24 protein-coding genes are annotated in these 19810 nt (G+C 47.1%); all 24 read left to right on the top strand.

Annotation, left to right across the window (positions count from 1 at the left end):
* The first annotated feature begins 72 nt into the window (after positions 1-72).
* Entirely contained in the window at positions 73-1035 is a 963-nt protein-coding gene (spoIIIAA, locus tag ACQCN2_RS16355) for a stage III sporulation protein AA (RefSeq protein WP_426930017.1), read from the top strand.
* Positions 1023-1541 carry a stage III sporulation protein SpoIIIAB gene (spoIIIAB, locus tag ACQCN2_RS16350; protein ID WP_426930016.1) on the top strand — a complete coding sequence of 173 codons (519 nt, stop codon included), beginning with the start codon at positions 1023-1025 and terminating at the stop codon, positions 1539-1541. The genes spoIIIAA and spoIIIAB overlap by 13 nt, the downstream gene beginning before the upstream one ends.
* Positions 1542-1556: 15 nt before the next feature.
* Entirely contained in the window at positions 1557-1760 is a 204-nt protein-coding gene (gene spoIIIAC / locus ACQCN2_RS16345) for a stage III sporulation protein AC (RefSeq protein ID WP_426930015.1), read from the top strand.
* Positions 1761-1775: 15 nt separating this feature from the next.
* Positions 1776-2165 carry a stage III sporulation protein AD gene (spoIIIAD, locus tag ACQCN2_RS16340; RefSeq protein WP_426930014.1) on the top strand — a complete coding sequence of 130 codons (390 nt, stop codon included), beginning with the start codon at positions 1776-1778 and terminating at the stop codon, positions 2163-2165.
* A gap of 48 nt (positions 2166-2213) precedes the next feature.
* A complete protein-coding gene (gene spoIIIAE, locus ACQCN2_RS16335) occupies positions 2214-3392 on the top strand; it encodes a stage III sporulation protein AE (RefSeq protein ID WP_426930013.1) in 1179 nt (392 codons plus the stop codon).
* A 9-nt stretch (positions 3393-3401) separates the two neighbouring features.
* Positions 3402-4061 carry a stage III sporulation protein AF gene (gene spoIIIAF / locus ACQCN2_RS16330; protein ID WP_426930012.1) on the top strand — a complete coding sequence of 220 codons (660 nt, stop codon included), beginning with the start codon at positions 3402-3404 and terminating at the stop codon, positions 4059-4061.
* Positions 4062-4078: 17 nt separating this feature from the next.
* Complete coding sequence (gene spoIIIAG, locus ACQCN2_RS16325; RefSeq protein ID WP_426930011.1) at positions 4079-4708, top strand: stage III sporulation protein AG; 630 nt, start codon at positions 4079-4081, stop codon at positions 4706-4708.
* A gap of 12 nt (positions 4709-4720) precedes the next feature.
* Positions 4721-5335 carry a SpoIIIAH-like family protein gene (locus ACQCN2_RS16320; protein ID WP_426930010.1) on the top strand — a complete coding sequence of 205 codons (615 nt, stop codon included), beginning with the start codon at positions 4721-4723 and terminating at the stop codon, positions 5333-5335.
* 237 nt (positions 5336-5572) lie between these two features.
* Positions 5573-6085 (top strand): acetyl-CoA carboxylase biotin carboxyl carrier protein, encoded by a 513-nt coding sequence (accB, locus tag ACQCN2_RS16315; RefSeq protein ID WP_426930009.1) that lies wholly within the window; start codon positions 5573-5575, stop codon positions 6083-6085.
* A gap of 16 nt (positions 6086-6101) precedes the next feature.
* Positions 6102-7457: an acetyl-CoA carboxylase biotin carboxylase subunit gene (gene accC / locus ACQCN2_RS16310; RefSeq protein ID WP_426930008.1), complete on the top strand. Its 1356-nt coding sequence runs from the start codon at positions 6102-6104 to the stop codon at positions 7455-7457.
* Positions 7458-7517: 60 nt separating this feature from the next.
* Positions 7518-7943 (top strand): Asp23/Gls24 family envelope stress response protein, encoded by a 426-nt coding sequence (locus ACQCN2_RS16305; RefSeq protein WP_426930007.1) that lies wholly within the window; start codon positions 7518-7520, stop codon positions 7941-7943.
* Positions 7944-7997: 54 nt separating this feature from the next.
* Positions 7998-8558, top strand: a complete 561-nt coding sequence (gene amaP / locus ACQCN2_RS16300) for an alkaline shock response membrane anchor protein AmaP (protein WP_426930006.1) — start codon at positions 7998-8000, stop codon at positions 8556-8558.
* Between the two features lie 12 nt (positions 8559-8570).
* Positions 8571-8783: a DUF2273 domain-containing protein gene (locus ACQCN2_RS16295; protein WP_426930005.1), complete on the top strand. Its 213-nt coding sequence runs from the start codon at positions 8571-8573 to the stop codon at positions 8781-8783.
* Positions 8784-8796: 13 nt separating this feature from the next.
* Entirely contained in the window at positions 8797-9201 is a 405-nt protein-coding gene (gene nusB, locus ACQCN2_RS16290; RefSeq protein WP_426930004.1) for a transcription antitermination factor NusB, read from the top strand.
* 19 nt (positions 9202-9220) lie between these two features.
* The gene (locus ACQCN2_RS16285) at positions 9221-10189 is read left to right on the top strand and encodes a Kae1-like domain-containing protein (RefSeq protein ID WP_426930003.1); all 969 of its coding nucleotides are present in this window, start codon (positions 9221-9223) and stop codon (positions 10187-10189) included.
* Positions 10190-10273: 84 nt separating this feature from the next.
* Complete coding sequence (gene folD, locus ACQCN2_RS16280; RefSeq protein ID WP_426930002.1) at positions 10274-11122, top strand: bifunctional methylenetetrahydrofolate dehydrogenase/methenyltetrahydrofolate cyclohydrolase FolD; 849 nt, start codon at positions 10274-10276, stop codon at positions 11120-11122.
* Between the two features lie 37 nt (positions 11123-11159).
* A complete protein-coding gene (gene xseA / locus ACQCN2_RS16275; RefSeq protein WP_426930001.1) occupies positions 11160-12527 on the top strand; it encodes an exodeoxyribonuclease VII large subunit in 1368 nt (455 codons plus the stop codon).
* Positions 12508-12762, top strand: coding sequence for an exodeoxyribonuclease VII small subunit (xseB, locus tag ACQCN2_RS16270; RefSeq protein WP_426930000.1), 255 nt, complete (start codon positions 12508-12510; stop codon positions 12760-12762). Before xseA ends, xseB begins: the two co-directional genes overlap by 20 nt.
* On the top strand, positions 12762-13655 hold the full coding sequence (locus ACQCN2_RS16265; RefSeq protein WP_426929999.1) for a polyprenyl synthetase family protein: 894 nt from the start codon (positions 12762-12764) through the stop codon (positions 13653-13655). The genes xseB and ACQCN2_RS16265 overlap by 1 nt, the downstream gene beginning before the upstream one ends.
* A gap of 198 nt (positions 13656-13853) precedes the next feature.
* Positions 13854-15743, top strand: coding sequence for a 1-deoxy-D-xylulose-5-phosphate synthase (gene dxs / locus ACQCN2_RS16260; protein ID WP_426929998.1), 1890 nt, complete (start codon positions 13854-13856; stop codon positions 15741-15743).
* A 1-nt stretch (position 15744) separates the two neighbouring features.
* The gene (locus ACQCN2_RS16255; protein ID WP_426929997.1) at positions 15745-16563 is read left to right on the top strand and encodes a TlyA family RNA methyltransferase; all 819 of its coding nucleotides are present in this window, start codon (positions 15745-15747) and stop codon (positions 16561-16563) included.
* A gap of 148 nt (positions 16564-16711) precedes the next feature.
* A complete protein-coding gene (locus ACQCN2_RS16250; RefSeq protein ID WP_426929996.1) occupies positions 16712-17569 on the top strand; it encodes an NAD(+)/NADH kinase in 858 nt (285 codons plus the stop codon).
* 5 nt (positions 17570-17574) lie between these two features.
* The gene (ahrC, locus tag ACQCN2_RS16245) at positions 17575-18024 is read left to right on the top strand and encodes a transcriptional regulator AhrC/ArgR (protein WP_426929995.1); all 450 of its coding nucleotides are present in this window, start codon (positions 17575-17577) and stop codon (positions 18022-18024) included.
* A gap of 12 nt (positions 18025-18036) precedes the next feature.
* Complete coding sequence (gene recN / locus ACQCN2_RS16240; protein ID WP_426929994.1) at positions 18037-19767, top strand: DNA repair protein RecN; 1731 nt, start codon at positions 18037-18039, stop codon at positions 19765-19767.
* The last annotated feature ends 43 nt before the right edge of the window (positions 19768-19810 follow it).

The raw sequence follows: 19810 nt of genomic DNA, 5'->3' as shown, positions 1-19810 counted from the left end.
AAAGATGGAATAATTCTCGTCCACTTCCGCATAGGATGATGTAAGCAATGTGGACAAAGGGGGGAAATGAGAATGAAAGAAGTACTCGCAATCCTGCCTGCCCCAATCCGTCACATCTTGTCTGCCCTCCCGAATGCGGTTCAGGAACACATGGAAGAGATTCGACTCCGACAGAATTTACCCTTGGAGATTCGCTACGGTCAGCAGGTAAGCTACGTAAGCGCGAGCGGACAATTAACGGCAAATGTACGAAATGGTTGGATGTTTACAGAAGAAATCGTGAATAAACTGATTAATCAAATCAGTCAGCACTCCCTATATGCTCTGGAAGAAGAATTAAAACGCGGTTACATCACAATAACGGGTGGCCATCGAATAGGGATTGCGGGCAAGGTCACAATGGAGCGTGGAGATGTCAAAGGAATTCGAGACATTACCAGCTTCAATATACGAATTGCCAAAGAAAAAAAGGGGGTTGCCCAGAAACTGCTGCCATCCCTTATGGATCAAGGCAAAATCCTTAATACACTCATCATCTCGCCGCCGCAATGCGGGAAGACAACGCTTCTCCGTGACTTGGCTAGAATGATCAGTTACGGCAACGAATATTCCTCCAGTCGAAAAGTAGCGATTGTGGACGAGCGTTCAGAACTGGCAGGATGCCTTCACGGCGTTCCCCAGCGTGATGTGGGGCCGCGTACCGATGTGTTGGATGCTTGTCCCAAAGCAATCGGGATGATGATGATGATTCGCTCCATGTCGCCTGAGGTTATTGTGGTAGATGAAATCGGTCGCGCAGAGGACAGTGAAGCGATCTGGGAAGCCATTCATGCGGGTGTAACAGTGATCTGTTCAGCTCATGGGGCTACGCTTGCTGATATGACTCGTCGTCCCATTATCTCCAGGCTGATCAGTCAGGAGGTTTTCTCCCGATATGTCATCTTGGATCGATCACAGGGTGTAGGAACCATTGAAGGTGTATATGATGGACGTCTGACGCGCTTGGAGAAGGGGAATGTCGTATGGTCAAGCTGATTTGCGCCGCATTCATCGTCTTCTCCGCGTCAATGGTTGGCTGGCAAATCGCCAAGTTCTACGCGACGAGACCCCAGCAGGTAAGGAGCTGGATTCTCTCCCTTCAACTTTTGGAGACCGAAATTGTCTACGGGTCGACGCCCTTGCACCGAGCTTTTCAAAAAATCGGTCAACGGATACAGCCCGAAATCGGATGCTTCTTTCTGAGCGCAGCTACCCACTTGCAAGCAGAGGAAGGGCATTCAACCAATACCTGTTGGCAAACGTCGCTCGAGAAGCATTGGAGAGAGACAGCTTTACGCAAGGAGGAAAAAGACGTCATCAGCAGTCTGGGATACAGCCTGGGAAATTCTGATCGAGAGAACCAGCAGAAACATTTACGGTTATCGATCACTCAACTTGCCAGCATTGAAGAAGAAGCGAGAATCGAACAGGGCAAGTACGAAAAAATGTACAAGAGTCTTGGTGTTTTAAGTGGTTTACTGGTCGCCATTCTGATGTTCTGAAACGAGGTGTAGAGCGTGAACTTTGATGTAACTCCTGTTTTTCAGATCGCCGGAGTCGGTTTCATCACAGCCGTCATTCACACGGTACTGAAGCAATCGGGAAAAGAAGAAATTGCCCATTGGGCGACACTAGTCGGGTTCGTCGTTGTGCTTTACATGGTGGCTCACTATTTGGGAGATTTGTTTACCGAGGTTAAACGAGTGTTTTTGTTTAACTAGGGAGGGCAGAAGCTGATGGAAATCGTACAAATTGTTGGACTAGGGTTAATTGCAACCATCCTCGCACTCGTGGTCAAGGAACAAAAACCCATATTCGCCTTCCTGATCGCCATTGTAAGTGGCATCATCATCTTTTACTTTTTGATCGACAAGATTTCAGAAGTCATTCGGGTACTGGAACGCCTGGCGGTACAAGCTGATTTGAATCTGGTGTTCTTAGAAACCATTCTGAAAATTATCGGAATTGCCTACATTGCTGAATTTGGAGCACAAGTGACACGCGACGCTGGACAAGGAGCCATCGCTTCCAAAATCGAATTGGCGGGCAAAGTGCTGATTCTCATTTTGGCTGTTCCGATCGTGCAAATCATTATAGAAACGATTATTCATCTTTTACCAGTATAACCATTCTTCTATAGACGCAGGACGGAATCAAAGCAGGGGTGATGAGGCGTGTATCGAATCGGCTGGATACTTTTTATTCTACAACTGTTCTTACTACCAGACGCAGTGGTCGCTGCTGAAACGAACACGGTGAATCCGCTCGATACCCTTGTACGTCAGCAGGTTCAACACCTGGATACGCATCACGTAGAAGAATTTTGGAAAAAGACACTGGAGCAATACAAAGGGTATCTTCCAGATCTTCAATCACCGGGCTTCGTCCCGTTGATTATGCAAGACGAAAACCTCACGCTCTCAGGAATCCTAAAGGGTTTGATGAAATTCGTCTTTCATGAAATCTGGGTAAACGGGAAACTGCTAAGCTCCATTATTGTGATCACCGTGTTTGCGATGATTCTTGAGTCAATGCAGAATGCCTTTGAACGCAACACAGTGAGCACGGTTGCCTACTCGATAACGTATCTGGTATTGATGGTACTTGCCATGAACAGCTTTCACCTCGCGATCAGCTACGCCAAGGACGCTATCAGTAACATGTCTGACTTCATGCTGGCGATGATCCCGCTCGTGCTAGCGTTGCTTGCGTCCATGGGCAATATCGCATCGGCTACCATGCTGCATCCGCTTATCGTCTTTATGATTCACACCAGCGGTATCTTAATCGCCACCATCGTCTTTCCGCTCATCTTCCTATCAGCATTGCTCTCCATCGTCAGTCTTTTCTCGGAACGTTACAAAGTGACGCAGTTAGCTTCTCTTTTACGCAATGTCGCAATGGGAGCATTGGGTTCGTTTCTCACCATTTTTTTGGCGGTTATCAGCATTCAAGGGGCTACCTCAGCAGTAACCGACGGTGTCACCCTGCGAACAGCCAAGTACGTCACGGGTAATTTCGTTCCGGTTGTCGGACGGATGTTCTCTGATGCGGCGGATACGGTTATTGGCGCTTCTCTATTGGTTAAGAACGCGGTTGGACTTGCCGGGGTGGTGATTCTACTCATTCTCTGCGCTTTTCCGGCGATCAAGATTTTGGTTCTCGCTTTTATTTATAACTTTTCCTCAGCTGTGCTTCAGCCTCTTGGAAATAGCCCGATCATAACGGCATTAGGAACGATTGGAAAAAGCCTCTTATTTGTCTTTGCCGCACTCGCCACAGTAGGCCTCATGTTCTTCTTAGCAATCACAATCATTATTACAGCCGGTAATATATCGATGATGGTTCGGTAGGTGACACAGATGGAACTGCTTACGCTTTGGCTCAAGAAAATCATTTTACTCGTTCTGTTGGCTGCTTTCCTCGACTTGATCTTGCCGAATACGAATATGCAGCGTTACGTCAAGATGGTGATGGGGCTAATTATTTTGATCATGATTCTCTCTCCGTTATTTAGCTTCCTTCATCTCTCACAAGAGGACTTGGCCATCCAACTCAACCGCTATCAACAGGAGATCGTCGGGAAGTCACCGCAATCCGATTGGAAATCAATGGCCCAGAAGCTAGCGGGTGAAAAAGATACGCAAGTAAGCAGCTACGTGACGACACAACTGGCTACACTCATCAAACGGGATGTTGAAAACCACTACCAAGTGGCTGTTTCCGATGTTCGCATCCAAATGTCCAACACATCGACGGATCAACCACAAATTAAGTCCGTTTCGATTGATATAGATCAAACCAAGCCACCTCAAACCCGACAAATCGCGAGCATTAAACCGATTCAGGTGAGAATTGGAGATCAGAAGGGTTCCAAACAAGAAGAAGCGTTGCCTGTCTCCGGAACTCAAGAAGATCCGCTCTCCCGTCAAATCGCAGCGAGTGTCGCTAAAAATTGGGACTTGCAGGAGAATCAAGTCTATATCAGCAAGACCAACAAGTTAAATGAAAATCGCCAATAGTAAGGGGGGATGAAGAGATGATGGAATGGTTGCGAAAGATTTTTGAAACAAACTCAAAAGCCAAAAAAATGCGGCCGATTCACTACTTCATTGTACTGTTGGGAATCGGAGTGGCTTTCATGATTTTTACGGATTTCCTGGCCGTGAAACCAGAGCGATCGATGAATGACAGGATGGGGCAAACTACGATGCCTTCCGGGGATCAGGAGAGTAACCCCGTATTCGGCAGTTCAGTCGAGAAAAACGTCATTCGAGAATACGAGAACATGTACGAAACCCAACTGGAAGAGATTCTGGAGAACATTATTGGCGTAGGAAAAGTAGAAGTTATGGTCAATCTAGACTCTACTCCCGAAATTATTGTGGAGAAAGACCGTGACACGAGATCCGCTACTACCAACGAAGTTGATAAAGATAAAGCCACCCGGAATCAAAGCGATCAATCACGTAATGAAAAGGTGGTCGTGCTGAATGCCAAACAGGAGCAGCCTGTCGTGGTGAAAACGGTCAAACCAAAGGTGAGAGGGGTGCTAGTCGTCGCTAAAGGAGCAGAAAACATCCAAGTAAAAGCGTGGATAACAGAAGCTGTACAAAAAGTGTTGGAAGTGCCTGCTTATAAAATTTCAATCTTGCCAAAAAAAGGCTAGGGGGTAATGAGAATGTTACTACGTAAACAAACTGTTTGGCTTTTGACAATGCTTGCGGTGATGGTTGTGTTATCCGGGTATTATCTCGTGAAAGGACCTCAGCAAATTCCTGCGCTCAGTGATAAAAACAAGCAGGAAGCACCGCTTATGGGAGTTGAAGTGAACTCGAAGCAAACGGATCTCCCAGGTTCTGATGCCGCTCCGGTTGAAGGACAGAATCAATCTCCTGAGGTAACTTCCGGCACCGATACTAATGCGGCGCCACTTCCAGAAGGAACCAACGATTACTTCGAAAGTCATAAACTGAAACGAGATGCTTTGATGGAGCAACAAAAAGATGAGCAAATGGCGATTGCGACCAATCCGGATGCTTCTCCTCAAGCGATGGCTGACGCAAAAGCGAAACACGAGGAGCTATCCAACATTGAAACGCAAACCCTGGCCATGGAAGATTTGCTCAAAGCCAAAGGCTATAAGAACGCTCTCGTAAATGCGCAGGACAAAACGGTTGACGTAATCGTCCAAAAAGAAAAGCTTCAGGCGGATGAAGTAGTGGACATTATCGCGATGACCAAACAACACTTCAAAGTATCCGGAAGCAGCGTAATTGTACGCAACATACCATAAACCGTGTAGCTCAAATGCCTTGTCGTGTCATAACGGCAGGGCATTTATTTTTGGCAAGATTTCGCTATGATTTTCTTCTTTAATACCTGATAATAGAAGCTGTTCTTGACGTGGTTGTTCCAAAAAGCTACCATGAGAACTATGGATTACTAAGCGAAAAGCTAGTGTACTTATCATTTTACTAAGTACTAATGAGTGAATGTATAAGCTCTACTAAAAGGAGTGGACCAAAACACTATGTTTAAAATTCATGAAATTCGTGAGATCATCAAGCTAGTCGATCAATCTTCCATCCAAGAGTTTGAGTTGGAATTGGAAGGCGCCAAGGTAGCGATCAAGAAAAATGTTGGAGCCGTTGAAATGGTCGTACCGCAAATCGTTGCACCTGTCGTGCCTCAAATTCAACCGCAAGTGGTGGCTCCAGTTGTGGAAGCGCAACCAACTGCTCCAGTCGCTAAATCGGTACAAGAAGCAGCTCCTGTAGCGGCACCAGTAGAAGAGGAGACCAATTTACATAAAATCGTTTCTCCGATGGTTGGAACGTTCTATCGTTCTTCAGAACCAGGCAAGCCAGCATTTGTTCAACCAGGTGACAAAGTAACGGCGAGCAAAGTCGTTTGTATCGTGGAAGCAATGAAGCTGTTCAACGAAATCGAAGCGGAAGTAACAGGCGAAATCGTAAAGATTCTAGTTGAAGATGGACAATTAGTTGAATATGGTCAACCGCTGTTCCTGGTAAAACCAGAATAATCGGGGGGAAAATCGGATGATCCAGAAAATATTAATTGCCAATCGTGGAGAAATCGCCGTACGTATCATTCGTGCGTGTCGAGAAATGGGTATTGGCTCAGTGGCTGTTTACTCGGAAGCAGATCGTGAATCATTACATGTGAAGCTCGCTGATGAAGCGTATTGCATTGGACCTACACCTTCGAAGGATAGCTATTTGAACATGACCAACATCATGAGCGTAGCAACGAAGGTAGGAGCGGACGCCATTCACCCGGGTTATGGTTTCTTGGCGGAGAATACGGATTTTGCTGAGATATGTACAGCGTGCGGGATTACCTTTATTGGACCTGACCCTGAAGCCATTACCAAGATGGGGGATAAATCAACCGCCAAGGCAACAATGAAAATAGCGGGGGTTCCTACTGTTCCTGGTACGGAAGGCCTTGTTGAAGATATATCGGATGCGATCAAGACAGCGAATGAGATCGGTTATCCGGTCATGGTAAAAGCTACAGCAGGTGGCGGCGGACGCGGAATGCGCGTTGCTCACAACGACGAGGATCTGGAAAAGGCGATCCGTCAAGCGCAAAGTGAAGCCAAAACCGCTTTTGGCAATCCGGGCGTGTACTTGGAGAAATTCGTTGAAGGTCCTCGTCACGTCGAGATTCAAGTAATGGGAGATAAATTTGGCAACGTGGTTTATTTGGGGGAACGCGACTGTTCCATTCAACGACGCCACCAGAAGCTGATTGAAGAAGCGCCATCTCCTGCTTTGTCGGAAGAACTGCGCGCACAGATGGGGAATGCCGCGGTAGCCGCCGCAAAAGCGGTGAACTACCATGGTGCGGGTACCGTAGAATTCTTGCTCGACAAACATGGCAAGTTCTACTTCATGGAGATGAATACCCGAATTCAGGTGGAACATCCAGTAACCGAATTGGTTACCGGTTTTGACCTGATCAAAGAACAAATCCGCGTCGCTGCTGGCATGCCGCTCTCCTTTACACAAGAAGATGTGCAAATGAACGGCTGGGCGATTGAGTGCCGCATCAATGCGGAGAACCCGGCGAAGAATTTCATGCCTTCCCCAGGGAAAATTGTCAATTACCTGGCACCAGGCGGGTATGGCGTGCGGATCGACAGTGCCGCTTATCCGGGCTATACAATTTCTCCATTCTACGACTCCATGATTGCCAAAATCATTGTCTGGGGCAAGGATCGGGAAGAAGCCATTGAACGAATGAAGCGTGCTCTCGGTGAGTTCGTGGTGGACGGAATTCACACCACCATTCCGTTCCATCTCAAGGTTCTGGACCACGAAGTGTTTGTCAGTGGACAGTTTGATACCAAATTCCTGGAATTGTATGATCTCAACCTGGATGAGGCGTAGTTTGTAAAGTAAAGCCTCAATTGCTATAATGTAGAGAAATTGTAATGGGAGGTGCGAAGCATGGAAGAGTTTGCAACCGATATAGAGAAAACAGATCTTGGCAAGGTACAAATTGCTCCCGAGGTGCTTGAAGTCATCGCAGGCATGGCGGCTTCTGAAGTAGAAGGCGTGGCGCATATGAGTGGCGGTTTAGTAGGTGATATCGCCGAGCGCTTGGGACGTAAGAACATCGCACGTGGTGTTCGTGTGGAAGTTGGTACTCGCGAAGCAGCTGTTGATGTCTCGATTATCGTAAAATATGGACACCGCATTCCCGAGGTAGCTCGTAATATTCAAGATAGCGTTCGTAATGCGATTGAAAGTATGACTGGTCTTTCTGTTGTAGAAGTAAACGTACATATCATTGACGTGGAACTACGAACAGAAGAAAAGGTGCAACAGCCGGCAACAGTTGCTGTTCAGGATGAATATCAGCGGGTTCGTTAATGCAAGGATGCCCCCGATTTCGGGGGCATTTTCCACATAAGGAGAGAGATGCGTATGAATTTGTTTGATCGATTTATTCTCACCATCTACAGCTTTGCCTTGCTGGTACTTTCCTTTGCGGCGATAGGAGTTATGCTGCAGCTAGTGCCGATGGATTTTTTTAATGCTCTGACGGATCGAATGACAACGCCAGGTACGAATATTCCCTATTTGATCGTGGCTGGTATTTTTGTGTTAATCAGCATTCGTTTTTTTCTTACCGCTTTTACTGGGAGTAAGAAACGTGAAGAAAAAGCGATTTTACAACGCGGTGATTTTGGCGAGGTTCGTATTTCTTTGACCACCGTTAAATCGATCGCTGAGCGTGTTGCCCGCAAAGTAAAAGGCGTTCGTGATCTGAAAACCGTCGTGAAAATCAAAAACCTGCAAAATGTTATTGCCCTTCATGTCATCGTTGATGGGGAAACACCAATCCCTGAGCTGACAGCCAAACTGCAAGCGGATGTCAAGGAGTCGGTGGAAACCATTACAGGTATCGACGTCGCGGAAGTAACTGTTGTGATCTCAGAAGTAGCAGGAGCAACGAACTCACCTGCTCGCAGAAGAGTGGAATAGAAGGTGAATCCAATGTGGTGGGAGATACTTAGTGAGCATAAGGGTAAACTAATAGGAGTTGCCGCGGGCCTTTTTTTTGGTATCATTTATTTGTTGGTAGGATTCTGGGATACGCTGGTGTTTCTAATCTTTGTGGGAACAGGTTTCTATATTGGCAAAAAATTGGATCACAAAGAAGATTTACTGGAAATACTAGACAAGATCTTACCTGGGAAATTTAAATAGTAGGTGACAGAAGATGAAGCGCAGAATAGCAAGAGAGAAAGCAGTACAATGTTTGTTTCAAATAGATATGGCAGAGGTTCAACTACAAGATGCCGTTGAGATGGTGACGGATGGAAGCGGAGAAGATGTTGAATTCATGCTTTCACTGGTAAACGGAGCTATTGACAATCAAGCGGCAATTGATGAGGAAATTGGCAAGTTCTTGCGTGGATGGAAGCTGGAGCGTATCGCCAATGTTGATCGCGCGATTCTTCGTCTTGCCTTTTATGAATTGATGTTTGAAACCGAAGTTCCGAAGAAAGTAATTGTAAATGAAGCAATCGAGTTGGCGAAATTGTTTAGTGATGACCAATCCTATCGGTTCGTAAATGGTGTCCTCTCCAGCTACATGCAAGAGAGTGAACAGCCACGAGCTTGAGAACAGGGTGAGAGATGGCATGCAACAGGTTTTACTAGGGATTGATACGAGTAATTACCGAACATCGCTTTGCCTCGTAAGGGAAGACGGCCAGATTGTAGCAGAATCCAAACGCTTATTGAACGTAAAGGAAGGGAAGCGAGGACTGCAGCAATCGGAAGCCGTCTTTCAGCATGTGATCAATCTGCCAGAACTAAGCGACGAGCTGGTCTTGCCCGAATGGAATGTAGTGGGCATTTGCGCAAGCTCTAAGCCTCGGCCGGTGGAAAAATCGTACATGCCTGTTTTTAAAGTGGGGGAAGGCCTGGCGCGTTCGCTATCGGTCTATCTAAAAGTTCCCTACTACCTCACGAGCCATCAGGAAGGGCATATTGCGGCAGGAGAGAATACGGTTGCTGACAAGATTAGCTCCAATCGTTTTCTTGCGGTTCACTTATCAGGAGGAACCAGTGAGATTCTCGTCTGTGAACGTCAGGATGAGGGCTATTCGATTGAGAAAATCGGGGGAACCCAGGATCTGCACGCGGGTCAGCTGGTGGATCGGGTTGGAGTCGCTTTAGGTCTGCAGTTCCCGGCAGGACCCTACCTTGAACAATTGGGGAAGAAGGCGGAAGGAACGTTTGCCGTACCTTCTTCGGTTAACGGTCTCACGTTTAGCTTCTCGGGTCCAGAGGCTGCGTTGTTGCGGGCGATTCAACATCAAACAGCTGCCCCTGAAGAGATTGCTAGAGCATGCGAACAATGTGTCGCCAATACGCTGGAGAAAACACTGCGTACGGCGATCGAACAAGGAAACAGCAAAGAAATCCTGATCGTCGGTGGTGTAGCCGCCAATACCTACATCCGGGAGCGCCTGATTAAACGCTTGGAGCATCGAGCCGTAGGAGCCAAATTAACGTTCTGTGATCCGGTTTATTCGGGTGATAATGCGTATGGGGTCGCAATGCTTGGATGGTTGAAACACAAAAACCGAACATTAAAAGAATGATAGTTGATTAAATTTCGTCTTTACATCATGTGCGCCTATCGCTACACTTATGGTATGTGAAACCAAGCGAGGAGGCTTTTTGTCATGACAGCAATCGTAGTAGACGGAAAAGAAGTAGCGAAATCTATTCGTAACGAACTGAAGACAGAAGTGGAAGCTTTAATAAATAAAGGGATTGTTCCAGGATTAACGGTCATTCTAATTGGCAATGATCCCGCTTCTGAATCCTACGTGCGCGGGAAAGTGAAGGCTTGTGAGGAAGTGGGTATTCATTCGGAATTGATCCGTAAAGAACCTTCGATTACTCAGGAAGAGCTGCTTTCCCTCATTGATGAGTTGAATCAAAATCCGAACGTTCATGGCATTTTGGTTCAATTGCCGATTCCAGCTCATATCTCTGAAGAGGCCGTGATCATGGCCATTGACCCGGCGAAGGACGTGGATGGCTTTCATCCAATCAGTGTCGGCAATATGGTGATTGGAGCGGACAGCTTTCTTCCATGTACACCACATGGTATTATTGAGTTGATTAAACGAACAGGAACGGATATCTCCGGCAAGCATGCTGTCGTCATTGGACGGAGTAATATCGTAGGCAAGCCAGTATCCCTTCTGTTGCAACGAGAGAACGCAACCGTTACGATGTGTCACTCCCGTACTCAAAACCTTAGAGAAATGACATTACAAGCCGACATTTTGGTTGTGGCAGCTGGTAAGCCTCATATGATTGGACGAGACGATGTGAAGCCGGGAGCCGTTGTGATTGACGTTGGAGTAAACCGGATTGAAACGGGTAAGCTTGTCGGCGATGTCATTTTTGATGAAGTGAAAGAAGTAGCTGGCTACATCACCCCTGTACCAGGAGGGGTTGGCCCAATGACCATCACCATGCTTTTGGCGAATACTGTGAAATCAGCAAAAAATGTTAAGTAATCCATAGAAAAGAAGACCCAAGTGAAGGGATGAATTCATGAGAACCGCCGATATTTGGTCTGTTACTCAATTGAATCGGTATGTGAAAGGTTTAATGGAACGCGACATCCACATGCAGGATATATGGTTGCGTGGGGAAATCTCCAACTTTACCAGACATTCGAGTGGACATATGTACTTCACCTTAAAGGACAAGGAGTCCAGGATTAAGGTCGTCATGTTCGCCAGTTATAACCGTTTTCTCAACTTCCTTCCCAAAGATGGAACCAGAGCCATTGTGCGAGGTTCCATTTCTGTGTTTGAACGGGATGGTGCCTATCAGCTCTATGCAAGGGAATTACAGCCTGACGGAATCGGCTCGCTTTATCTTGCGTATGAGCAGTTAAAAAAAAAATTGCAGCAAGAAGGCCTGTTTGCAGCTGAACGCAAGCGGCCACTTCCCTCCTATCCACAAAAGGTTGGGGTTATTACGTCACCAACGGGTGCAGCGATCCGCGATATCGTCATTACAATTAAACGGCGCTTCCCGCAAGTTCAGATTGTAGTGGCTCCAGCGATTGTACAAGGGGTAGAGGCTCCAGCTTCCATCGTGTCTGCGATCAGGCGAATGAATCAATTGTCTGACGTGGATGTGTTGATCGTGGGACGGGGCGGGGGGTCGATTGAGGAATTATGGGCTTTTAATGAAGAGCAAGTGGCTCGAGCCATTGCTGGGTCTCGTATCCCTGTCATCTCTGCTGTAGGTCATGAGACGGATGTAACCATTGCCGATTTTGTTGCCGATATTCGGGCGGCAACTCCTACAGCCGCAGCGGAATTGGCTGTTCCCCACTATCTTGAGCTTGTGCAGCAAATGAAACACTTGGAGCATCGCTTGCACAGATCCATGCAGGGGCGGCTCGCTACCGAAAAGAAACGACTGCTGCAATTAACCTCATCCTATGGAATGCGCCAGCCCAATCGGCGTGTGGAAGAAATGAAACAGAGGCTCGATATGCTAGGCGAGCGTCTGGATAAAACCATCAGGACCTCAGTTGCTCGTCAGGAAGAACGAACTCGTCAGCTAACGGATCGTCTGGCCAGGTTCCGGTTTGATCGTGTCATTATGCAACACCGCACACAGCTTACGGGAACGAGACAACGTTTGCAACAATTAATGGTCCATAAAATCGAGACTAAACGAACGAAGTTCCTGCATCTGATTGAGCATCTGGATGCTTTGAGTCCTTTGAAGATCATGCAACGCGGGTACTCTCTTGTTTATCAACAAAACCAGTTGATCAAAAGCGTGGATTCCATTGCGATCGGGGACGAGCTCATGATACGATTAACCGATGGACATGTTCGTACATTAGTGACGGAAATTAAGCAGGAGGAGATAGAGGATGGCACGAAGAAAAGCTGACCAAGAACTTGATCTGCCTTTTGAAGCAGCAATTCAACGATTAGAAGAAGTGGTTCGCCGCTTGGAAGAAGATAACGTCCCGCTAGAAGAAGCGATTCAATTTTACCAAGAAGGAGTCCGTCTCTCCAGATTGTGTGCTCAGAAGCTGGACGGCATTGAGGCTCAAGTGACGCAACTCGTTGAGGAAAATGCCCAAGTCATCGAAAAGCCCTTCGTGTTGGAGGGAGAATCGTAATGACAGCCTTGCAAACATACTTACAGGATAAGATTCAATTGGTGGAGACCCAATTAGTGCCTGCTTTGGAACAAGCGGGCGTCCCCGCTAAATTGTACGAATCCATGAGCTATTCACTCATGGCAGGGGGCAAGCGTCTTCGCCCAATTCTTGTGCTTGCGACACTCGAAGCTCTGCAAATTCCGATTGATCGCGGTATTCCATACGCTGTAGCTTTGGAGATGATTCACACCTATTCATTGATTCACGATGATTTGCCTGCGATGGATGACGACGAGTTGCGTCGAGGCAAACCAACCAATCATGTGGTATTTGGTGAAGCAACGGCTATTTTGGCAGGGGATGCGCTGTTGACCCGGGCATTTGGCTTAATTGCGGACTCCTATCTTGTGGACCCTGCTGTAAAATCCGAGACAGTGGTAAAGCTTATCAGTGAGTTATCCAAACGTGCGGGTGCGACAGGGATGGTTGGAGGACAGATGGCTGATATTGAAGGGGAGGGCCAAGCGCTTACCCTTGAAGAACTGGAATTTATTCATTTACATAAGACAGGCGATTTGCTTGTAGCGGCATTACGCGGTGCAGGGTATATTGCCGAAGTAGGCGATGACCAACTAGATGCACTGACTCGTTTTGGGGTTTGTATTGGACTCGCTTTTCAGATCCAAGATGATATCTTGAACGTTGAAGGCAGTGTGGAGCAATTAGGAAAAGCGGTTGGAAGCGATGCGGATCGTGGTAAAGCAACCTACCCGGCCCTACTTGGCTTGGAACAATCAAAGACACGTCTGCAATCCCTTATCCAAGAGGCTAAGCAGATTTTAAATGATGCAAAGCTGGGAGAATCGGCTCTGTCAGCTCTTGCCGATTATATTATTCAACGGAATAAGTAAACGACTTTTGCCTATATCCCTGTCGCTGATGGTCCTTGGCGATGGGGTTTATTTGCTTTTTCTGTATGGGAAGTGGTGTTTTCTTAAAGAAACGATTATAATAGATCAAGCATTTCCTACAGGTTCGTATTTTATTTCACGATAGGTAACCGTTCTTATGATCTATTTTCAGATTCAAGTTGAAAGTGAGGGGTTAGGATGTTGCTTCCAAACATAAATAGCCCAGAAGAACTAAAGAAGTTGACGATACCCCAATTAAATCAATTGGCTGCAGAAATTCGCGAATTTCTTGTAAATAACTTGGCGGAAACAGGTGGACATCTCGCACCGAATCTTGGTGTGGTCGAGTTGACACTTGCTCTCCATTATTTCTTTGAGAGTCCCAAGGACAAACTGATTTGGGATGTGGGCCATCAGGCGTATGTACATAAAATCCTGACAGGACGCCGTGATATGTTCCCGACTCTGCGTCAATATAAAGGCTTATGTGGATTTCCTAAAATGAGTGAAAGCGAACACGACGTCTGGGAAACAGGGCACAGCAGTACATCGCTTTCGGCGGCGATGGGGATGGCTGCGGCTCGGGATCTCAAAAAGGAAAAGTACAACGTCGTAGGCATTATTGGCGATGGCGCGCTGACAGGCGGGATGGCCTTCGAGGCGCTAAACCATATCGGACATGAGAAAAAGAACGTCATCGTGATTTTAAATGACAACGAAATGTCCATCGCCCCCAACGTAGGAGCGATGCATAACTATTTGGGCAAGCTCAGGTCGACCCCGAATTACCGACGCGCCAAGGACGAATTGGAGCATATCCTTAAATCCATTCCAGCCGTGGGCGGCAAGTTGGCCTATTTTGCCGAGCGCCTCAAAGACAGCATGAAATACATGCTTGTCTCGGGAGTTTTGTTTGAAGAATTCGGCTTTACGTACATTGGACCAATTGACGGGCATAATATTGATCTGGTCATCAATTCATTGCGTACAGCTACCCAAACCAAAGGCCCTGTGCTCATTCATGTGATTACGAAAAAAGGAAAAGGCTACGCGCCAGCCGAAGCCGATTCCACCAAGTGGCACGGTATAGGCACGTACAAGATCGAGTCAGGAGAAGAGATCAAATCCAAATCGAAGGCTCCTGCTTATACTTCTGTCTTTGCCCAAACAATGATCAAGCTGACCCAAGAGGATCCGCGAGTCTGTGCTGTTACGCCTGCGATGCCTGCTGGATCAGGTTTGCTGAAATATGGCGAAGTATTTCCGGATCGTCTATTTGATGTCGGGATTGCTGAACAGCACGCCTGTACATTCTGTGCCGGATTAGCTACACAGGGCATAAAACCGGTATACGCCGTTTACTCGACCTTCCTTCAGCGCGCATACGATCAGCTGATTCACGACGTTGCTCGCCAAAAGCTGAATGTGGTCTTTGCGGTAGACCGTGCCGGTTTAGTAGGAGCCGATGGAGAAACACACCAAGGCGTTTACGACATCGCGTTTATGCGGGCCATTCCGAATATGGTGATTATGGCTCCAAAAGACGAGAATGAAATGCAACATATGATGAAAACAGCGATCGCATACGATAATGGTCCGATTGCTTACCGTTATCCACGCGGGAACGGCACCGGAGTGAAGATGGACGAGACATTGCAGGTGCTCCCGATCGGAAAAGCCGAGGTTGTCAAGCAAGGAAAAGGTGTGGCCATTCTCTCCTTTGGGCATATTTTTGATCTCGCCGAACAAGCGGTTGAGATGGTTGCGCGCGAGGGAATTCAGCCGATGCTTGTCAATGCTCGATTCTGTAAGCCGCTGGATGAAGAACTGCTGCTGAAACTGGCGCAGGAAGGGTATCACATTATCACAGTGGAAGAAGGCTCGATTTCGGGTGGATTCGGTAGTGCGGTATTGGAATTCTACTCCGAGCATGGATTTTCTGAAACAATCGTCGAAATGGTGGGCATCCCGGATTACTTCGTCGAGCATGGTTCGGTAAAAGAACAACGCCAAGAAGTGGGACTAACTCCTGAGACGATTGCGGCGCACGTTCGCAAACTTACTCCATTGTCAAGACAGAGGGCCTAACATGAGAAAAGAACGAATTGACGTATTGCTCGTAGAAAAAGGCTTGTGCGAGACACGTGAAAAAGCCAAAGCAGCCGTGATGGCGGGTCTCGTATACGTTGGTACAGAACGATGCGATAAGCCAGGAACCAAACTGCCCGAAGATGTGGCACTTACTGTAAAAGGCGAAGTACACCCTTATGTCAGCAGAGGTGGACTGAAGCTTGAAAAAGCGATCCGTGAATTTGGTGTGGATTTGCAGGAAAAAGTCATGATGGATATTGGGGCCTCAACAGGTGGATTTACCGATTGCGCCCTCCAGCATGGAGCCCGATTGGTTTATGCCATCGATGTTGGTTATGGCCAACTTGCTTGGTCCTTACGCCAGGATTCCCGAGTGGTCGTGATGGAACGGACCAACTTCCGTCACCTCGATCCTGCTCAGTTCGAACACGAGATGCCTGATTTTGCTTCGATAGATGTCTCTTTTATTTCGTTGCGATTAATCTTGCCTGTTTTGTATCAATTCCTGAAACAGGGCGGAGAGGTATTGGCTTTGGTCAAACCACAGTTCGAAGCGGGCAAGGAAAATGTCGGGAAGAATGGCATTGTGCGTGATCCAGAAATCCATCGTGACGTGATCGTGTCGATACTCTCATTTGCGCAAACGATTGGATTTGAATTGGTGGGACTAAGCTACTCTCCGATTACTGGGGGCGAAGGAAACATTGAATTCCTGCTACACGCCCGCAAATCGACTGGTCCTATGCAGGATCTCGATACAACATGGATGACCAAAATCGATCAGGTTGTAAACGATGCACACAAGCATTTAAAATAAGACAAATTCTGTATTTGTTGAAGCTCTCTAGATCAAGCGACATGCTTGCTTTTGGAGAGCTTCTTTTTCTTTTTGTCCCAGTTTCCTAATATACAATATTCGTTGTATAATTGTATAAGGATTCAAAACTTATGTTCGGGGTGGCGCTGTGAAGAAAATTGGAATCGTTGCCAATAAAGGAAAACCAGAAGCGCGCATCGTGGCACGGGACCTTCTTTACCTGTTAGAAACCAAGGGTGTGATATGCAGGATAGAAGAAGGGATAGCGCAGGATATCGGGCGATCGGATATCGGAATCCCCTTGGATCAATTCGGCCAAGAGGTGGAATTAGTATGTGTACTGGGCGGGGATGGAACACTGCTTAGTATCGCTCGCCAATTGGCCGGCTTTTCGTTGCCAATGTTAGGAATCAACCTGGGGACACTTGGGTTTTTATCAGAAGCTGAACCAGAGAATCTGCAAGATGCTGTAGAGAATCTGTTGAAGGGTGCCTATGGAATCGAAGAGCGGAGTATGTTGGAAGCCAAGCTAATCCGTCAAGGACAGGAGATTGGTTCCTTTACCGCGATGAATGATGTGGGAATTGCGAAAGGATCGTTCTGCAGAATTATCCAATGTGCCGTATATTTGGACGATAGCTATGTAGCCACGTTTAGCGGAGATGGGATTATCATCTCGAGTCCCACGGGTTCTACGGCGTATTCATTGTCAGCTGGCGGACCGATCATGGCACCCAATGTACATGGAATCCTGCTGACACCGGTGGCTCCCCATTCTTTAACGGCGAGGCCAATGGTATTGTCAGCCGATCAGGTCATTCGCGTGGAAGTGGATGCGATTCATGACGAAATTGGATTATCAATCGATGGACAATTCGGGGCGAAACTGGTTGGCGGAGATGAACTGTTGATTTATCAATCTCCTTACGTAACCCCTTTAATTAAATGGAAACCGGGTAACTTTTTTGAAGCAATCCGAACGAAACTACATGATGAATGGGAGTAAAATGTATGAACAAAGGTCAAAGACATATTAAAATTCGCGAAATTATTGGAAACAATGACATCGAAACCCAAGACGAATTAGTTGATCGTCTGAGAGAAACCGGATATAACGTTACGCAAGCGACAGTTTCAAGAGATATTAAAGAATTGCATCTGGTCAAGGTACCCATGGCAGATGGACGGTACAAATACTCGTTGCCTGCTGACCAGAAGTTTAATCCCCTGCAAAAAATTAAACGAGTGCTGGTTGACAGTTTTGTCGGTATCGACTATTCGGATAACTTGCTGGTGATGAAAACGATGCCGGGTAACGCCAACGCCATTGGTGCTTTGATTGATAACTTGCAATGGCAAGAAGTGATGGGAACAATCTGTGGAGATGATACAATTCTGATTATTTGTCGTTCCAAGGATAACTCCAAAGAAGTGGTTCAACGCTTTTTGGACATGCTGTAAGGTGGGATTGTTGTGTTAGTTGAGCTTTCCATTCGTAATTTTGCGATTATCAAATCAGTAACGATCTCTTTTCATAAGGGTTTGAATATCCTTACGGGGGAGACGGGCGCTGGTAAATCGATCATTATTGACGCACTCGGTTTGCTCCTTGGTGAACGCGGTTCGGCTGAATACGTCCGTCATGGAGAGAAGCGGGCCGAAGTAGAGGGGCTTTTTGAGTTTGCCGGGAACCATCCAGCGCTTGCCATCAGTGAACAGTTTGGCATCCATGTGGAAAAGGATGGTTCGTTACTGGTCCGAAGAGAGATTTCCAGTCAAGGGAAGAATATCATTCGAATTAATGGACAGCTTGTTACGCTGGCGATGCTAAGGGAATTAGGACCTTGGCTGGTAAATATTCACGGTCAGCACGATACCATTGCCTTGATGCAAGCTGGTAAGCACATAGAATGGCTGGACGCTTATGGAGAGCATGAACTTGAGGCAACAAAGCAGGAATATCACAGCTTGTATTCAGCCTATCGTAAAACCAAGCAGGATCTGGAGAGAATGGCCAAAAATGAGCGGGAGCTGGTTCAACGGATTGACCTTCTTTCTTATCAACTGGATGAAATCGAAGCTGCTACGCTTTCTCCAGGGGAGGACGAGAAGCTCATTTTGCAACGAAAAAAATGGAGCAACATTGAGAAGGTCTTCGCAGGGATGCAGGATGCGTATCGCTCGCTTTATGGTGAGCATCGAGGGATGGATTGGCTAGGACATGCCATGAGCGAACTCGAGCGAGTTTCTCAGTATGATGAACAGATCGCCCCCATTCTGGATTCCGTCACAACCGCTTATTACCAGGTTGAAGATGTGGTTCATCAATTGCGCCAGCTGCAGGATACCCTGGAATTCCAGCCAGAGCAATTAGCGGAAGTGGAGCGGAGATTGGATACGCTTCAGACCTTGAAACGCAAGTACGGCAAGACCGTGGATGAGATTCTCGAGTACGCCGCTACCATTCAAGACGAGCTTGATGAAATTCAGAATTACGACAGCCGGCTACAGCAACTCCAGAACCGCCTGACGGAATTGGCGGCGGATGTGGCGGTTGAAGCACTGGAGCTAAGCTCGATTCGTAAAGGCTTGGCTGGACGTTTATCGATCGCGATTGAGGAACAGCTTCGGGAACTTCACATGGAGCGCGCTCGTTTCCGGATCGATGTACGAATGATACCAGATGAGAATGGGATTGAGATTGAGGGGATTAAGCAGCATATTGACTCTTCAGGGATCGATCAGGTTGAATTTATGATTGCGCCTAACCCTGGTGAGCCGCTTCGTCCTCTGTCCAAAATCGCGTCCGGCGGGGAGCTATCTCGCGTGATGCTTGCCATTAAAGCCATCTTGGCAACGACGGATCAGGTTCAGACGTTGATTTTTGACGAGGTAGACACAGGGGTTAGCGGCCGTGTGGCTCAAGCAATCGCCGAGAAGCTCTCGAGGGTAGGCCGTAACCGACAAGTGCTTTGCATTACTCATTTACCTCAAGTCGCTTCGTTGGCAGATGCCCATCTGTTGATCCAAAAACAAATGGATGAACAGGAAACCTCAACCCAGGTCACGCTTCTACAAGGAGAAGATCGGGTGAACGAGCTTGCCCGTATGCTTGGAGGAGCTGTAGTGACCGACAAGACAAAAGAACATGCCCGAGAAATGATCCAACTGGGAAAAGAACGAAAAGCTGTCAGTTCAATCTGACAGCTTTTTTACGGTTATAAACACACGTGAGCTAGGCAACATT

This window comes from Brevibacillus ginsengisoli (genome assembly GCF_050113715.1).
Lineage (GTDB): Bacteria > Bacillota > Bacilli > Brevibacillales > Brevibacillaceae > Brevibacillus_H > Brevibacillus_H ginsengisoli.
The sequence above is the reverse complement of the archived record's forward strand: the minus strand, read 5'-3'. Positions and strand labels throughout refer to the sequence as shown.

What these genes read in the sequence shown, in the direction of transcription:
- spoIIIAA (WP_426930017.1), top strand. Translation starts at nt 73, where the DNA reads ATGAAAGAAGTACTCGCAATCCTGCCTGCCCCAATCCGTCACATCTTG.
- spoIIIAB (WP_426930016.1), top strand. Translation starts at nt 1,023, where the DNA reads ATGGTCAAGCTGATTTGCGCCGCATTCATCGTCTTCTCCGCGTCAATG.
- spoIIIAD (WP_426930014.1), top strand. Translation starts at nt 1,776, where the DNA reads ATGGAAATCGTACAAATTGTTGGACTAGGGTTAATTGCAACCATCCTC.
- spoIIIAF (WP_426930012.1), top strand. Translation starts at nt 3,402, where the DNA reads ATGGAACTGCTTACGCTTTGGCTCAAGAAAATCATTTTACTCGTTCTG.
- spoIIIAG (WP_426930011.1), top strand. Translation starts at nt 4,079, where the DNA reads ATGATGGAATGGTTGCGAAAGATTTTTGAAACAAACTCAAAAGCCAAA.
- ACQCN2_RS16320 (WP_426930010.1), top strand. Translation starts at nt 4,721, where the DNA reads ATGTTACTACGTAAACAAACTGTTTGGCTTTTGACAATGCTTGCGGTG.
- accB (WP_426930009.1), top strand. Translation starts at nt 5,573, where the DNA reads ATGTTTAAAATTCATGAAATTCGTGAGATCATCAAGCTAGTCGATCAA.
- accC (WP_426930008.1), top strand. Translation starts at nt 6,102, where the DNA reads ATGATCCAGAAAATATTAATTGCCAATCGTGGAGAAATCGCCGTACGT.
- ACQCN2_RS16305 (WP_426930007.1), top strand. Translation starts at nt 7,518, where the DNA reads ATGGAAGAGTTTGCAACCGATATAGAGAAAACAGATCTTGGCAAGGTA.
- amaP (WP_426930006.1), top strand. Translation starts at nt 7,998, where the DNA reads ATGAATTTGTTTGATCGATTTATTCTCACCATCTACAGCTTTGCCTTG.
- ACQCN2_RS16295 (WP_426930005.1), top strand. Translation starts at nt 8,571, where the DNA reads ATGTGGTGGGAGATACTTAGTGAGCATAAGGGTAAACTAATAGGAGTT.
- nusB (WP_426930004.1), top strand. Translation starts at nt 8,797, where the DNA reads ATGAAGCGCAGAATAGCAAGAGAGAAAGCAGTACAATGTTTGTTTCAA.
- ACQCN2_RS16285 (WP_426930003.1), top strand. Translation starts at nt 9,221, where the DNA reads ATGCAACAGGTTTTACTAGGGATTGATACGAGTAATTACCGAACATCG.
- folD (WP_426930002.1), top strand. Translation starts at nt 10,274, where the DNA reads ATGACAGCAATCGTAGTAGACGGAAAAGAAGTAGCGAAATCTATTCGT.
- xseA (WP_426930001.1), top strand. Translation starts at nt 11,160, where the DNA reads ATGAGAACCGCCGATATTTGGTCTGTTACTCAATTGAATCGGTATGTG.
- xseB (WP_426930000.1), top strand. Translation starts at nt 12,508, where the DNA reads ATGGCACGAAGAAAAGCTGACCAAGAACTTGATCTGCCTTTTGAAGCA.
- ACQCN2_RS16265 (WP_426929999.1), top strand. Translation starts at nt 12,762, where the DNA reads ATGACAGCCTTGCAAACATACTTACAGGATAAGATTCAATTGGTGGAG.
- dxs (WP_426929998.1), top strand. Translation starts at nt 13,854, where the DNA reads ATGTTGCTTCCAAACATAAATAGCCCAGAAGAACTAAAGAAGTTGACG.
- ACQCN2_RS16255 (WP_426929997.1), top strand. Translation starts at nt 15,745, where the DNA reads ATGAGAAAAGAACGAATTGACGTATTGCTCGTAGAAAAAGGCTTGTGC.
- ahrC (WP_426929995.1), top strand. Translation starts at nt 17,575, where the DNA reads ATGAACAAAGGTCAAAGACATATTAAAATTCGCGAAATTATTGGAAAC.